This is a genomic window from Bradyrhizobium sp. Pa8, assembly GCF_052588265.1.
The window spans coordinates 8468314-8481436 of the sequence record NZ_CP176767.1 but is presented as its reverse complement, the minus strand read 5'-3'; the positions used below and the strand labels follow the sequence as shown (position 1 = coordinate 8481436).

Sequence of the window (13123 nt, the reverse complement as noted above, 5' to 3'; positions counted from 1 at the left end):
GCTTTCAAGGCCGCGGACGGTTCTGCCCACGGCGCGGGCAGCTTCTATCACCGGAGGGCGGAACGGAGAACCCCGTATCATTGACGGCTTTGGAGGATTTCGCCTAATAATCGCCGCCAATGAGGCGCGACGCCTGCCAGCCGAAGGTTCACCCGAAGGTTATTTGCATGAACAAGGTCTATCCCGACGCCAAGTCGGCTCTCGAAGGCGTTCTGAAAGACAACATGATGATCATGTCGGGCGGCTTCGGCCTCTGCGGCATCGCCGAGGAGCTGTCGGACGCGATCCGCGAATCCGGCGTCAAGGGCCTGACGGTCGTCTCCAACAATGCCGGCGTCGACGGCATCGGCCTCAGCCGCCTGCTCGAAACCCGCCAGATCAAGAAGATGATCTCGTCCTATGTCGGCGAGAACAAGCTGTTCGCCCAGCAATTCCTGGCCGGCGAGCTGGAACTCGAATTCAATCCGCAGGGCACGCTGGCCGAGCGTATCCGCGCCGGCGGCGCCGGTATCCCGGCCTTCTACACCAAGACCGGCGTCGGCACGCTGATCGCCGAAGGCAAGGAAGTGAAGGAGTTCGACGGCGAGAAGTACCTGATGGAGCGCGGCCTGTTCGCCGACCTCGCCATCGTCCACGCCTGGAAGGGCGACACCGCCGGCAACCTCATCTACCGCAAGACCGCGCGCAACTTTAATCCGATGATGGCGACCGCCGCCAAGATCACGGTCGCCGAGGTCGAGCATCTGGTTCCGGCCGGTGAACTCAATCCCGACCACATCCACACGCCCGGCATCTTCGTGAAGCGCATCGTCGAGGTCGGTACGGCCAAGAAGCGCATCGAATTCCGTAACACCCGCCCGCGCACGGCAGCTTGAGATCAGGAGACTAAGATGGCCTGGACCCGTGAACAGATGGCTGCGCGCGCCGCGAAGGAACTGCGTGACGGCTACTACGTCAATCTCGGCATCGGCATCCCGACGCTGGTCTCGAACTTCATCCCCGATGGCGTCGATGTCAGCCTCCAGAGCGAGAACGGCATGCTCGGCATGGGCCCGTTCCCCTATGAGGACGAGGTGGATGCCGACCTCATCAACGCCGGCAAGCAGACCGTGAGCGAGCTGCCCTCGACCTCGTATTTCTCGAGCGCGGATTCCTTCGGAATGATCCGCGGCGGCCACATGGACCTGTCGATCCTCGGCGCCATGCAAGTGGCCCAGAACGGCGATCTCGCCAACTGGATGATCCCCGGCAAGATGGTCAAGGGCATGGGCGGCGCGATGGATCTCGTCGCCGGCGTCAAGCGCGTCGTCGTCGTGATGGAGCATTCGGCCAAGGACGGCTCGAAGCTGCTGAAGAAGTGCAATCTTCCGCTGACCGGCGAGCGCGTGGTCGACATGGTCGTCACCGATCTCGCCGTCTTCACCATCGACAAGCATGGCGACGGCGGCATGGCCCTGATCGAGCTCGCCGACGGCGTCTCGCTCGACGAGGTCAAGGCCAAGACCGAAGCCGAATTCCGCGTCGCGCTGACGAACACGTAAGGTCGTCGCTAAAGGGGGCGCGCATGACGATACGGTCTGCGCGTCCCGAAGACGCTGATTTCATCGCACAAACCATCCTGTCGTCGCAGCGCGGCTACCGGCCGCGCGGCTGGTTCGACGTCGCGCTCGGCTGGCCCCAGGCACAATGCCGCGATTTCATCGCGCGCATCACGACCGCACACGCGGTGTCGATGTGGCACGTCTCGCAATTCCTGATCGCCGAGATCGATGGCAAGCCTGCTGCCGCGTTGTGCGCACTGCCGGCGGCCGGCACGGGACCTGCGGCCTGGCGTGCCATCGAGGAGGTCGGTGCCGCGACCGGGCTCGCCGCGTCGGAGCTGGAAGCCATCCGGCGCCGCGGCACCTACACGCGCGCCTGCTGGGTTCAGGGCGGCGAGGGCGACTGGATGATCGAGCACGTCGCGACCGATCCCGCCTATGGCGGTCGCGGCCTCGTGCAGGCGTTGCTTGCGCACGCACTGGATAAGGGACGAGCGGCCGGATTTACCCGCGCGACGATATCGTTCCTGATCGGCAATCAGCCGGCCGAACGCGCCTACGCCAAGGCAGGATTTGTCTTCGCCGAAGAGAAGCGCGATCCCGCGTTCGAGGCGATCATCGGCGCGCCCGGATTTCGCATGTTTGCGCGAACGATGTGAGCACACTTGGTCTCCGCATTTGACACTGTCATGCCCCGCGATGGCGGGGCATCCAGCTGCGGCTTCTTGGTTCTATCGCTGCCGTCTCGGAATACTGGATCGCCCGATCAAGTCGGGCGATGACACTGAGGGTGTGGCAAGTGCGTGCGGGCCACGCGATCACGACCTCGCCGCCCACACCTTGCCCCACCGCGCCGACACGCTTGCGACCCATGACGGCTCCTCGCGCACCAGGCGGAAGCCGAGATTGGCGGGCGGCACGCCTTGTGCGCAGCCACCGGCGCGGGCGTCGCGGATGAAGTCGGTGACGTAGGCGCGGTGCGCACCCTCGGCGACGCGCACGCCGCAATTCACGGTGGGGCGGCCGGCATTGCCGGCTGTGTCGATCCGCGAGCGCACGAAGCAGGTCGAGGTCCATTCCCAGACATTGCCGGCGAGATCTTCGATTCCATGCTCGTTGCGGCCGAACTTGCCGAACGGATAGGCCATCGTGTCGGAGAGGTCGCGCTCGGATTCACGCTCGTAACGGCTGATCCAGCGCTTTGAAGGATCGTCTGCGTCTACAGGCGCGCCGTCGTCCCTGAACCGGGAGCCGGCCGCAAAAGCCCATTCCGCGTCGCTCGGCAGGCGATAGGTGCGGCCGGTCTTGCGCGACAGCCAGCCCGCATAGGCCTGCGCATCGTGCCAGCTCACCTGGACCGCGGGACGATCAGACGCAATCGCGACGCCGCGATCGAGTGCGCGGCACGCGCTATCCTGCACGCAAAGCTGATAGTCGGATGACGAGACCTGGTGCCGCATGATGTGCAGCGGCCGGTTGAAGCGCATCGCGCGCAGCGGCACTTCGGCCTGCAGCCCCGCGCGGGTGAAATCGCCAGCCTCGCGATAGGAGAGACCGCCCGGCGCGACCCTGACGATGGCAGGCTCCGTCGCCGTGCCATGGACCGCCATGTCCGAGACCAGCGGTGCCACCGCGATCGGCCCTGCGAGCCCGGCGGCGCAGGCGAGCAGCAGTTTCAGCTTGAATGCGATCAGCATGGTCGTCCCCCGAAAGGAAGAAGGGGCCGGTGATGACCGGCCCCCTGTCGCGTCTAGTTGGTGTTGGGAGCCGGTATCTCCGCGGGCGCCTTCACTTGAGTCATCAGATCGTCGTTCCACTTGCCTTCGACCTTGAAGTGCGCGGTGGCGCCGAGGTCGGCAGCCTCGATCAGATTATGCGTGACATAGGCGTAGATGCCGGGCTGCAGGAATTTGTAGAGCGCAGCTCCCGCGGAGCCGCCGCGGATGAACCAGGTCTCGAGCCCCGTCTCCGGCGCGTTGGAGAATTTGCCGGTCTCCCAGACATAATCGCCATGGCCGCCGATCAGATGCGGACGGCTGTCGCGATTGGCCTGCGAATGCACGATCAGCACGTTCTCGCCGACCTTGGCCGTCAGCGCGTTCTTGCCGGTGAGCGCACCAACCTTGCCGTTGAACACTACGTGCGTGGGGATCAGCTTCTTCATCACCTCCTCGGTCTCGGTGAAGGCTTCGCCCGGCGAATCATAGGACTTGAAGTTGCCCTTCTCGTCGCGCGGCACATACATGTCCTGTTCGCCGACATAGTAGACCTTGTCGTATTTCAGCGCGTGGCCCTTGCCGTCGTTCAGTCCGTCGCGCGGCAGCACCATCACCGCGCCGTTCATGCCGGAGACGACATGCCAGGGGATCATCGGGCCGCCCGGGGCGCAGTGATAAACAAACACGCCGGTCCGCGTTGCCTTCCAGCGCAGCACGACCTGCTCGCCGGGATTGACCAGCGTGAGTTCGGCGCCGCCGAGCGCGCCGGTCGCGGAGTGGAAGTCGATGTTGTGCGGCATGGTGTTGGTCGCGGGATTGACCAGCGTCACCTCGACATAGTCGCCTTCATGCACGACCATCAGCGGGCCCGGCATCGAGCCGTTGAAGGTCATGGCCTGGAACGTGGTGCCCTTGTCGTCGATGACGACTTTCTTCTCCTCGATGTTGAGCTTGAACTCGACGATCTTGGGCGACTGCGTCGTGGCCTGCTCGTGCGCGTGCACGAAGGGCGGGGCGACCAGGTCGACCTTCTGCCGCGGCAGCTTGAGATCGCCGGCGGCGAACGTGGGTGTCGCGAGCATCAGGGCGGTCGCGGCGGCGCTGATCAATGCGGCTCTGCGGGTGAACATCGGAAGCATCCTTCATCTGAAAGGGTTTTGATGGCGGATGCAGTCTGCGCCTGTTACGGCAAGAGTGTTTGCGCTGCGACAAGCTTTTGCCGAATTCGCCTCCGGTAAAATCCTTAGGAGGTTTGCCGAAGCTCGCATCGACGATGCGAATGGCGCGACGTCGCGCCGCGTCGGTTGCGCCAGCGGCAAGTCGTTCGCATGTTCAGATGCGCTCGATTGCAAATATTTGGTGGTCGATCAGAGAAGCTGGATTGCAATCCAGACGGTGCCCCAGATCGCGAGCGACAGCGCGGCAAAGATGGCGGCGGTGATCGCCAGCACCCGCACGAGATGACCTGCGCCGGCAGAAGGTACCGCGGGAACGGGACGAAAATCGTCGAAGCGCGGGATATGACCGCGAACGCCGGTGAGCCAGAGAACGAGATCGAGCGCGAGCGACGCCATGGCCTATCTCCAGTGAGTCATGATTGAACGTCATCATGGCTTCGATCCGGCGCTCGGACTTTGAGCGAGCGCAAGGTGGTCCGCCCGAAAACGGGTCATCCAATGCCATCCGGGATTTTGCCGCGCCACCGCGCGGCATCGATTTACGAATGGGTAAGATATGAGGACCGATCTCGCAGCGAGCTACGGCGAAGAGAGATTGCCGCGTTACACGAGCTATCCCACCGCGCCGCATTTCTCGCCGGCGGTCGGCCCGGATATTTATGCCGAATGGCTCGCCAGACTCCCGGCAGGCGCCAGCGCGTCACTCTATCTGCACGTGCCGTTCTGTCGCGAGATGTGCTGGTATTGCGGCTGCCATACCCAGATCGTCCGCCGCGACGGGCTCATCGCATCCTATCAGCGGACCCTGCGCAGCGAGATCGCGCAGGTGTCTGAAACCATCGGCCGCCGGATCAAGGTCGAGCACATCCATTTCGGCGGCGGCACGCCGACCATCATGGCGCCGGAGGCTTTTGCCGAGTTGATGGCGGCGATGCGCCATTCGTTCTTCGTGCTGCCCTCGGCCGAGATCGCGGTCGAGATCGACCCGCGCACGCTGACATCAGAGATGGTAGAGGCGATGCGGCTCTCGGGCGTCAACCGAGCCAGCCTGGGCGTGCAGAGCTTCGATCCGGTCGTGCAGCGCGCGATCAATCGCGTGCAGAGCTATGAGCAGACGGCTTCCGTCGTCGATAGGCTGCATCGCGCCGGCATCAACGGGATCAACTTCGACCTCATCTATGGGCTGCCGCACCAGACCGTCGCCTCCTGCCTGGACACCGTTCGGCGCAGCCTCGAGCTCGGGCCCGATCGTTTCTCGGTATTCGGCTATGCGCACGTGCCTGATTTCAAGAAGCACCAGCGCTTGATCAACGAGGCCGTGCTGCCCGACGGCCTTGCGCGTCATGACCAGGCCTGCGCGATCGCCAATGCGCTGAAGGAGGCCGGCTACGTGCAGATCGGGCTCGATCATTTCGCGCGCCCCGACGATGCGATGGCCGTGGCCTTCGAGGAACGGACGCTGCGGCGCAATTTTCAGGGCTACACCACCGACCAGGGCGAGGTCCTGCTCGGTTTCGGCGCGAGCGCGATCGGGCATCTGCCGCAGGGCTATGTGCAGAACCAGGTGCAGATCGGCGCCTACGCGCAGAGCATCGCCGCCGGCCGCCTCGCCACCGCGAAGGGCTACGGGCTCACCGACGACGACCGGCTCCGCGCCGACATCATCGAGCGCATCATGTGCGAGTTCAGCGCCGATCTCGGCGACATCTGTGCGCGCCATGGCGCGGAACCCGAAGCGATGCTGCAATCGGCCGCGCGCCTGAAGCCGTTGATCTCGGACGGCATCGTCCGGCTCGACGGCGACCGTCTCGCGGTCGCAAGCGACTCGCGCTTCCTGGTCCGCAGCGTCGCCGCGGCGTTCGACGCGCATCTGGATCCGGCGAAGCAGTTGCACAGCAGGGCGGTGTAGCCCGTCATTCCGGGCTCGCGCCAAGAGGCGCGCCTCGGAATGACAGCCCAGCTTGCGCTTCAACAAAGAAGCTCGGACCCACCCCGCTATCGTCACTTCGGAACGGAGTTGTCCATGCCCTTCCGATCCGACGATCTGGTCGATGACATCATGCGTGCGGCACCGCACACGATCCGCGTGTTCCTCGCCTTCAGGATGGCTTGCGTCGGCTGTCCGATCGCGACCTTCCATACCGTGGAAGACGCCTGCCGCGAGCATGGCATCGATCGCGACAAATTCCTCGCTGCGCTGTGCGAATGCGTGCCAGCGTGAGGCGGGTTGGGGTTCGCGCGGGTCGCGTGCGGATTCCCGGGTGAGGGCGGGCTTGCGCCGTAAGCGGAAGCGCCCTTACCCCTATCTTACGCAGAATTGCCGTCCGCCGTACGTTCCGCCAGCACGACGATCTTGTGCGGATCGCGCAGGATGATGCGCTGGCGGCCGCTCTCGACGAGGCCCTGGCTCTCCCAGCCGCTGAGGATGCGGCTGACGGTATGCAGCGTGGTGCCGGTCATCTGCGCGATGTCCTGGCGGCTGATCGGGAAGTCGATCTCGATGCCGTGGTCGAGCTTCTTGCCGGATTGTTTTGCGAGCCGCAGCAGCGCATGCGCGACGCGCTGCTCGACCTGCTGGGTCGACATTTCCAGGATGCGGGTGTGGCTCTCCTGCAGCCGCGCGCCGACGGTTTGCAGCGTGTTGGCGGCAATCGCCGGAAACCGCTCGATCAGCCGCGGCCAGGCCGAATTCGGCCAGATCAGCACCACGCTGTCGTCGACCGCCATCGCAGTCGCCGGATAGTGCGCGGCTCCAATCGCCATCGCGAGCCCGAATGTCTCGCCGGGGGCGACGTAGCGCACCACGATCTGCTCGCCGGTCGGGGTGGTCTTGGCCGCGCGGACGTGGCCGTGCAGCAGCAGGAAGAACGATTGCGCGTCGGCGCCCTGTTCGAAAATGGCGGTGTTCCTGGGGTACCGCGCCGAGCGGGCCTCGCGCAGGATTTCCTCGAGGTCCTCCGGCCTGACGCCGGAAAACAGCGGCAAATGCGCAACCAGCGATGTGTCGACCTTGGCCATTCTGCCTCCTTGGCATCAGGGAGTGTGATGGCACCTGTATTCGTCAGGCAGTTTGCGATAGCGCAAAACGGGCCGGCCGGACGGCAGTATTTTTCCAAATGACGATCCAAGTGACCGTCCGAATTCACAGGAGTTGCCCCCATGGCTGGCGCCCGATCCCGTAACTTTGAGGGCTGGCCGCTGTTTGCGAACAGCTTCCGGCCGTTTTTCCTGCTCGCCGCGATCCAGGCGGGGCTGTCGATCCTGGCGTGGCTGCCGATGTTCTACGGCGAATTGTCGGTCAGTTCGGCCTTCGCGCCGCGCGACTGGCACGTCCACGAAATGCTCTATGGCTTCCTGCCGGCGGTGATCACGGGATTCCTGTTCACGGCGATCCCGAACTGGACCGGACGGCTGCCGATCCAGGGGACGTCGCTGGGCGCGCTGCTGGTCGTCTGGCTGGCCGGACGTTTTGCCGTGACCCTGTCCGCCGATATCGGTTGGGCGTTCGCACTCGTTGTCGATGCCGCCTTCCTGGCATTGGTCGTTGCTGCGGCCACGCGCGAAATCATCGCGGGCGGCAATTGGCGCAATCTGCCGGTGGTGGTGCTCGTGCTGGTGCTGCTCGCCGGCAACGTCGCCTTCCATCTCGAAGCGCACTTCGAGGGCGCGGCCGATGTCAGCATCCGCGTCGGCATCGGCGTGGTCGTGCTGCTGATCTCGCTGATCGGCGGCCGCATCATCCCGAGCTTCACCCGCAACTGGCTGGTCAAGTTCAATCCCGGCCGCCTGCCGGTGCCGTTCGGACGCTTCGACGGCGCGATCATCGGATTGAGCGCGCTCGCGCTCGTTGCATGGATCGTGGCGCCTCTGAACACGGTCACCGGCGCGGTGATGGCGCTGGTCGGCATGCTGCACCTGGTTCGGCTTGCACGCTGGGCCGGCGATCGCACCACGCGCGAGCAGCTGCTGCTGATCCTGCATGTCGGGTACGTCTTCGTGCCGCTTGGCTTCCTGCTGCATGCCCTGGCTGTCTTCGGCGCGCTGCCGCCGAGCGCGGGCATTCATGCCTGGATGGCTGGTGCGGCCGGAACCATGACGCTCGCGGTGATGACGCGTGCGAGCCTCGGCCATACCGGACAGGCGTTGACGGCCTCGCCCGCGACGCAAGGCATCTACGTCGCGATCATCGTCGCTGCGCTGGCGCGGGTCGCTGCCGTGGTGTTGCCTGCGCATGGCGATGTCCTGCTGCACATCGCCGCCTGCGGCTGGGTCGTCGCGTTCCTCGGCTTTGCGATTGCCTTCGGCCCGCTGCTCGCCGGCAGCCCCCGGCGCGCGCTTGCCATCATGGGCGTGCCCGCTCCGGCACGCTAAATCTTTTTCGGCGTAACAAACGCCGTCATCGATCCGAAACTATCATTCGAGGCGCGCCTGCTGTTAGCTTGGCGTGGAAACGCGATTGAGAATTGGATCGAAAATGATCGGCGAAGTCGTTGTAATTGGCGGCCTGAATCTACGAGATGGTGTCGCACTCGAGGAGTATGATCGACTGGGCGAGCGCATGTACAACATTGTCAGCGGCCTTCCAGGTTTTCTGTCGGTCAAGTCGTTCAAGGCGGACGACGGCGAGGAGCTGAACGTGTTTCGCTTTGCTTCGGAGGAGGCACTCGAGGCTTGGCGTACTCATCCGGAACATGTCGAGGCCATGAAGCGCGGGCATGCCGAATTCTATGCCAGCGGCCTTTTGCAGATCTGCAAGGTCATCCGCGAAGTTGGCTCCTTCGAGCACGCCTGATTTGAGTGCGAGCTAGGCCGCGGTGGTCGACGGTACGCCGACGGGCTTGGCCAGCGGCCGGACGCCCTTGCGCCATGCGGTGATGGTGCAGCCGAAGCGGCCGCGGAACCAGCGCGCCATCGCGCTCTGTGCGGAGAAGCCGAGCTGGGTGGCGATATCGGCCAGCGGCCGGCCGGGGTCGTCGATCAGCTGGATCACGAGATCGGCGCGCTGCGCGTCGAGGATCGCCGAGAAGCTGGTGCCTGATGCGGCAAGGTGCCGATGGATGGTGCGGCGGGTGCAGGCGAGGTGCTCGGCCACGCGCTCGACCGTGCAGTCGCCGCTTGCGAGCAGGATGCGTACCACCTCGTCGACCTTCCCCTCCCAGCTTGCCGGCCGCGTCTCGATCGCCTCGATCCGCTTGCGCAGATAGCTCGCGATCAGCGGATGCGCGCTCGGGATCCGCCGCTCCATGTCATGCGCCGACAACAGGATCGCATCGTCATCGGCATTGAAGGTGACGCGACAACCGAAGAAGTCGCGGTAGCGCTTGCGGTCGGGTGGCGGCGGATAGTGCAGATGCACCTCGAGCGGCCGCCAGTCGCTGCTGAACAGCGACTGGATGATGCGGTGGATGCTGCCGAGCGCCATGTCGATCGACTGGCGCGGCGCGGTCGGCTGCCGGCCGCGCAGATGCAGCGTGACGGTCACGGTCTGCTTGTTGCGGGTGACGTCCAGCTTCATGCCGTCGTGATGGACATGGATGAAGCGCGAGAACGCCTCGATCGCTTCGCCGACGGTTGCCTGTTCACGTACGATCAGGCCGACCGCGCCGAAATTGGTGAGACCGCCGCGCTCGGCGAGCCGCAAGCCGAAATCTTCGGCACCTGACGCTTCTGCCGACAATTCGAGCAGGCGGCGCAGGCTGGTCACGGCAATGGGCGTATCGGGCTTGTCGAGTACGGCCAGCGGCAGCCTGACCTTGCGCATCATTTGCTTTGGGTCGAGTCCCACCGACCGGGCAACATCCGGATAGTAGCTCAAGCCTGCGCTGCGAATGAGGTCGGTCATGCGACCCGTTCCTGCCAGCCATTCCCGCAGATGTCCCGAAATGTAAAGTTTCTGTCCCGATCCGTCAAATCCGGGAACAGGATGGAACATACATAAGGGAAACCGGAGCACGGGCGTAAATGCCGTGCGTATGACGACGCGGCGCGACGACGCCCCGCCGCCGTCTCGGGCCATTTGACCAAGACATTGCTGGATCGGGATGATGCCGGGGAACATGCTTTCCAAGGGTGAGGTATTCGTCATTGAAACTGACGCGGCCTCCCGCGAACAACTTTCAATGGCGCTTCAACAGAGCGCCTATGACGTGATCTGCTTTGCCGACGGCGCGTCGCTGCTCTCGGAAGCCAAGGCGCGGATGCCGGCCTGCGTGTTGCTGGAGATGCCGCCGGATCGTTCCGCCCTCGATGTGCTCAAGCGCCTGCGCGAGGAGAACTGCATGGCGCCGGTCCTGGTGACGTCGGCGAACGGCAGCATCGCCATGGCGGTCGACGCGATCAAGAGCGGCGCGGCCGACTTCATCGAGAAGCCGTTCCGCACCCACGACGTCGTCGGCCGGATCGATGCCGCCATCGACGAGTTCGCGCAGCCCGGTTCGAACCGGCAACGCTGGTTGCCCGGTTGTGAGCCCTTGACGGAACGCGAAGGCGACGTGCTCGAGCATCTCGCAGCCGGCCTGACCAACAAGGAGATCGCCCGTCGCATGCATCTGAGCGCGCGGACGGTCGAAGGCTATCGTGCCGGCATTTTGAAGAAGGCCGGCGCGCGGAATGTGACCGATCTGCTCCGCCGCATCTTCGGCCAGGGGTCGCCCACTTAAGCTTAACGGCCTGCGCCGCGGGACCACGACACGTTCCGCGGCCTTGGCGTCGCCTTGGCGGCGCCCCACGGAAACCCCAATCGAACCAGTTCCTTCGCCGCCGCGTCCAACCATGTTGGCGAGGCATTTGATCGCACGCGTCCGGCTGGCGGCGCGGCGAAACGGCAGGAGGGACTTTATGCGCATCACCGCAAGATGTTTGGCAACGACGAGCCTGGTTCTGGTGACCATGGCGGCCGCGTCGCCGTCATGGGCCGCCGATGTGGACGCCGCATCGGCCATCGACACCGTCACCGTCTATCCCGACGGCGCCACCGTCACCCGTGTCATCGCGCTGGACCTTGCCTCCGGCGACAGCACACTGGTTGCCAAGGACTTTCCGCTCTCGCTCGATCCATCCTCCCTCCGGGTCGAGGGCGAGGCCGGCGCAAAACTCACCATCGGGACCATCGACGCCCGGCCTCCGCGCGCGGCACAACCCGCGAATCTGCCCGAGCTCGACAAGCGCATCGAAGCGTTGAAGGATCAGCGGGCCGATCTGCAAGGCGATATCGACGCGGCCAACGCCCGGCGCAAATTCGCGCAGCACTTTGCGGAGGCTTCTCCCGCCGGCCTTGGCGAGAAGGGCGAGGCTCGGCCGATCACCGAATGGCGCGCGGCCTTTACGGCGGTCGCCGAGGAGATCGCGACCGCCGACACCGCGATCCGCGACGCGACGCGAAAGCAGCGCGAGATCGATCGGCAGCTCGCGCAACTTGAAGCGGAGCGTTCGGCCAAGCCGCCGAGCAAGCTCGAGGTTCGCATCGATGTTGCCGCCGCCGCCGCGACGAAGGCGACGTTGCGGGTGACTTATGCAGTCCGCAATGCGCGCTGGTTGCCGCTGTATGACGCCCGGCTCGACACCGGTGCCAGGGACCGCAAGCCGCAGCTCGAGCTGGTTCGCCGCGCCGAGGTGACGCAGTCGACCGGCGAAGACTGGTCGAATGTCAGCCTCGGTGTTTCCACCGTTCGCGTCAGCCGCGGCGGCAGCGCGCCGGAGCTGAATTCGCTGGTTGTGAGGTATCCGCAACTGCCGAAGCCGCTGGCAATGGGCACGGCGTCGGACATGGCGATGCCCGCGCAGCCGATGACGCGGCAGGCGCAATCTCCGGCGATGGCGAAAGCGGCGGAGCCCGAGCTGCGTGAGCGCGCGGACGAGCAGCAGGCCAGCGCCGAGATCGGCGATTTCCAGGCCGTGTATCAGATCAGCGGCCGCGTCAGTCTCGGCGCCAATGAGGGCGCCAAGAGCCTGCTCATCTCCTCCATGACGGTGACGCCCGACCTCGCCATCCGCGCCGCCCCGGTCGTGGATCCCACCGCTTACCTCGAGGCGTCATTCAAGCTTGCCGAGGATACCAATCTGCTGCCCGGCAAGGTCGCGATCTTCCGCGACGGCACGTTCGTCGGTCGCAGCAAATTCTCGACCGCCGCGCGGAACGACGCGATCCGGCTCGGCTTCGGCGCCGACGACAAGATCAAGATCGAGCGCACCGTCATCAGGCAGAACGAAGGCACGGCCGGCGTGATCGCGTCCTCCAAGACCGACACGCGTTCGTTCCGCACCGTCGTTCGCAACGGGCACGACTTCCCGATCCGCATCGCGATCGAGGATCAACTTCCGGTCAGCGAGAACGAGGATATTGGCGTCGAGATGCTGTCCTCGACCACGCCGCCCACGACCACCAATCTGCGCGACAAGCGCGGCGTGCTGGAATGGGCGTTCGACGCAAAACCCGGCGAGATCAAGGAGATCAAGTTCGCCTGGCGCGTCCGCTGGCCGAAGGACAAGGGCATGGTGATCGTGCCGGCGGGTTGATGTGCGCGGTTTGAACCGAGGCGCGGCGCCGTCTTTCTTACCTCGCCCCGCCTGCGGGGAGAGGTCGGATTGCATCGAAGATGCAATCCGGGTGAATGGGTACAGGTCTCTCGACGATCTCGTGTGTGGAGAGAGGCCCCTCACCCCGACCCACCCAGCGCGAGCGAAGCTC

The 13123-nt window shown here is 65.0% G+C and carries 14 protein-coding genes; 9 read left to right on the top strand and 5 right to left on the bottom strand.

Annotated elements, in window-relative coordinates; genetic code table 11:
- Positions 1-167: 167 nt before the first annotated feature.
- Genes ACKWRH_RS40215 through ACKWRH_RS40205 form a run of 3 tightly spaced genes read left to right on the top strand, consistent with a single transcriptional unit; the run spans position 168 to position 2200 of the window.
- A complete protein-coding gene (locus tag ACKWRH_RS40215; RefSeq protein WP_028151658.1) occupies positions 168-875 on the top strand; it encodes a CoA transferase subunit A in 708 nt (235 codons plus the stop codon).
- Positions 876-890: 15 nt separating this feature from the next.
- A complete protein-coding gene (locus ACKWRH_RS40210; protein ID WP_445218064.1) occupies positions 891-1541 on the top strand; it encodes a 3-oxoacid CoA-transferase subunit B in 651 nt (216 codons plus the stop codon).
- A gap of 23 nt (positions 1542-1564) precedes the next feature.
- Complete coding sequence (locus tag ACKWRH_RS40205; protein ID WP_445218063.1) at positions 1565-2200, top strand: GNAT family N-acetyltransferase; 636 nt, start codon at positions 1565-1567, stop codon at positions 2198-2200.
- Positions 2201-2359: 159 nt separating this feature from the next.
- On the opposite strand, the gene ACKWRH_RS40200 is transcribed toward ACKWRH_RS40205, so the two are convergent.
- The 3 genes from ACKWRH_RS40200 to ACKWRH_RS40190 form a co-directional block, all read right to left on the bottom strand.
- Positions 2360-3238: an SUMF1/EgtB/PvdO family nonheme iron enzyme gene (locus tag ACKWRH_RS40200; RefSeq protein ID WP_445218062.1), complete on the bottom strand. Its 879-nt coding sequence runs from the start codon at positions 3236-3238 to the stop codon at positions 2360-2362.
- A 53-nt stretch (positions 3239-3291) separates the two neighbouring features.
- The gene (gene nirK, locus ACKWRH_RS40195) at positions 3292-4389 is read right to left on the bottom strand and encodes a copper-containing nitrite reductase (protein ID WP_445218061.1); all 1098 of its coding nucleotides are present in this window, start codon (positions 4387-4389) and stop codon (positions 3292-3294) included.
- Between the two features lie 237 nt (positions 4390-4626).
- Positions 4627-4833: a hypothetical protein gene (locus ACKWRH_RS40190; protein ID WP_445218060.1), complete on the bottom strand. Its 207-nt coding sequence runs from the start codon at positions 4831-4833 to the stop codon at positions 4627-4629.
- A 160-nt stretch (positions 4834-4993) separates the two neighbouring features.
- Here ACKWRH_RS40190 and hemN point away from each other — a divergent pair, with 160 nt between their 5' ends.
- A complete protein-coding gene (gene hemN / locus ACKWRH_RS40185; protein ID WP_445218059.1) occupies positions 4994-6346 on the top strand; it encodes an oxygen-independent coproporphyrinogen III oxidase in 1353 nt (450 codons plus the stop codon).
- Between the two features lie 114 nt (positions 6347-6460).
- Positions 6461-6658, top strand: coding sequence for a DUF1858 domain-containing protein (locus ACKWRH_RS40180; protein ID WP_014492467.1), 198 nt, complete (start codon positions 6461-6463; stop codon positions 6656-6658).
- A gap of 86 nt (positions 6659-6744) precedes the next feature.
- Here ACKWRH_RS40180 and ACKWRH_RS40175 read toward each other — a convergent pair whose 3' ends face one another.
- On the bottom strand, positions 6745-7455 hold the full coding sequence (locus tag ACKWRH_RS40175; protein WP_445218058.1) for a Crp/Fnr family transcriptional regulator: 711 nt from the start codon (positions 7453-7455) through the stop codon (positions 6745-6747).
- A 141-nt stretch (positions 7456-7596) separates the two neighbouring features.
- Here ACKWRH_RS40175 and ACKWRH_RS40170 point away from each other — a divergent pair, with 141 nt between their 5' ends.
- A complete protein-coding gene (locus tag ACKWRH_RS40170) occupies positions 7597-8808 on the top strand; it encodes an NnrS family protein (protein ID WP_445218057.1) in 1212 nt (403 codons plus the stop codon).
- Between the two features lie 103 nt (positions 8809-8911).
- Positions 8912-9229 (top strand): antibiotic biosynthesis monooxygenase family protein, encoded by a 318-nt coding sequence (locus ACKWRH_RS40165; RefSeq protein ID WP_445218056.1) that lies wholly within the window; start codon positions 8912-8914, stop codon positions 9227-9229.
- Positions 9230-9241: 12 nt separating this feature from the next.
- Here the strand turns inward: ACKWRH_RS40165 and ACKWRH_RS40160 are convergent, their stop codons facing one another.
- Positions 9242-10279 carry an AraC family transcriptional regulator gene (locus ACKWRH_RS40160; RefSeq protein WP_445218055.1) on the bottom strand — a complete coding sequence of 346 codons (1038 nt, stop codon included), beginning with the start codon at positions 10277-10279 and terminating at the stop codon, positions 9242-9244.
- 202 nt (positions 10280-10481) lie between these two features.
- On the opposite strand from ACKWRH_RS40160, the gene ACKWRH_RS40155 reads away from it, so the two are divergent.
- Positions 10482-11096, top strand: coding sequence for a response regulator transcription factor (locus ACKWRH_RS40155; RefSeq protein ID WP_445218054.1), 615 nt, complete (start codon positions 10482-10484; stop codon positions 11094-11096).
- Between the two features lie 178 nt (positions 11097-11274).
- Positions 11275-12951 carry a mucoidy inhibitor MuiA family protein gene (locus ACKWRH_RS40150; protein WP_445218053.1) on the top strand — a complete coding sequence of 559 codons (1677 nt, stop codon included), beginning with the start codon at positions 11275-11277 and terminating at the stop codon, positions 12949-12951.
- The last annotated feature ends 172 nt before the right edge of the window (positions 12952-13123 follow it).

What these genes read in the sequence shown, in the direction of transcription:
- ACKWRH_RS40165 (WP_445218056.1), top strand. Translation starts at nt 8,912, where the DNA reads ATGATCGGCGAAGTCGTTGTAATTGGCGGCCTGAATCTACGAGATGGT.
- nirK (WP_445218061.1), bottom strand. Translation starts at nt 4,389, where the DNA reads ATGTTCACCCGCAGAGCCGCATTGATCAGCGCCGCCGCGACCGCCCTG.
- ACKWRH_RS40190 (WP_445218060.1), bottom strand. Translation starts at nt 4,833, where the DNA reads ATGGCGTCGCTCGCGCTCGATCTCGTTCTCTGGCTCACCGGCGTTCGC.
- ACKWRH_RS40175 (WP_445218058.1), bottom strand. Translation starts at nt 7,455, where the DNA reads ATGGCCAAGGTCGACACATCGCTGGTTGCGCATTTGCCGCTGTTTTCC.
- ACKWRH_RS40215 (WP_028151658.1), top strand. Translation starts at nt 168, where the DNA reads ATGAACAAGGTCTATCCCGACGCCAAGTCGGCTCTCGAAGGCGTTCTG.
- ACKWRH_RS40210 (WP_445218064.1), top strand. Translation starts at nt 891, where the DNA reads ATGGCCTGGACCCGTGAACAGATGGCTGCGCGCGCCGCGAAGGAACTG.
- hemN (WP_445218059.1), top strand. Translation starts at nt 4,994, where the DNA reads ATGAGGACCGATCTCGCAGCGAGCTACGGCGAAGAGAGATTGCCGCGT.
- ACKWRH_RS40180 (WP_014492467.1), top strand. Translation starts at nt 6,461, where the DNA reads ATGCCCTTCCGATCCGACGATCTGGTCGATGACATCATGCGTGCGGCA.
- ACKWRH_RS40170 (WP_445218057.1), top strand. Translation starts at nt 7,597, where the DNA reads ATGGCTGGCGCCCGATCCCGTAACTTTGAGGGCTGGCCGCTGTTTGCG.
- ACKWRH_RS40150 (WP_445218053.1), top strand. Translation starts at nt 11,275, where the DNA reads ATGCGCATCACCGCAAGATGTTTGGCAACGACGAGCCTGGTTCTGGTG.
- ACKWRH_RS40205 (WP_445218063.1), top strand. Translation starts at nt 1,565, where the DNA reads ATGACGATACGGTCTGCGCGTCCCGAAGACGCTGATTTCATCGCACAA.
- ACKWRH_RS40200 (WP_445218062.1), bottom strand. Translation starts at nt 3,238, where the DNA reads ATGCTGATCGCATTCAAGCTGAAACTGCTGCTCGCCTGCGCCGCCGGG.
- ACKWRH_RS40155 (WP_445218054.1), top strand. Translation starts at nt 10,482, where the DNA reads ATGCCGGGGAACATGCTTTCCAAGGGTGAGGTATTCGTCATTGAAACT.
- ACKWRH_RS40160 (WP_445218055.1), bottom strand. Translation starts at nt 10,279, where the DNA reads ATGACCGACCTCATTCGCAGCGCAGGCTTGAGCTACTATCCGGATGTT.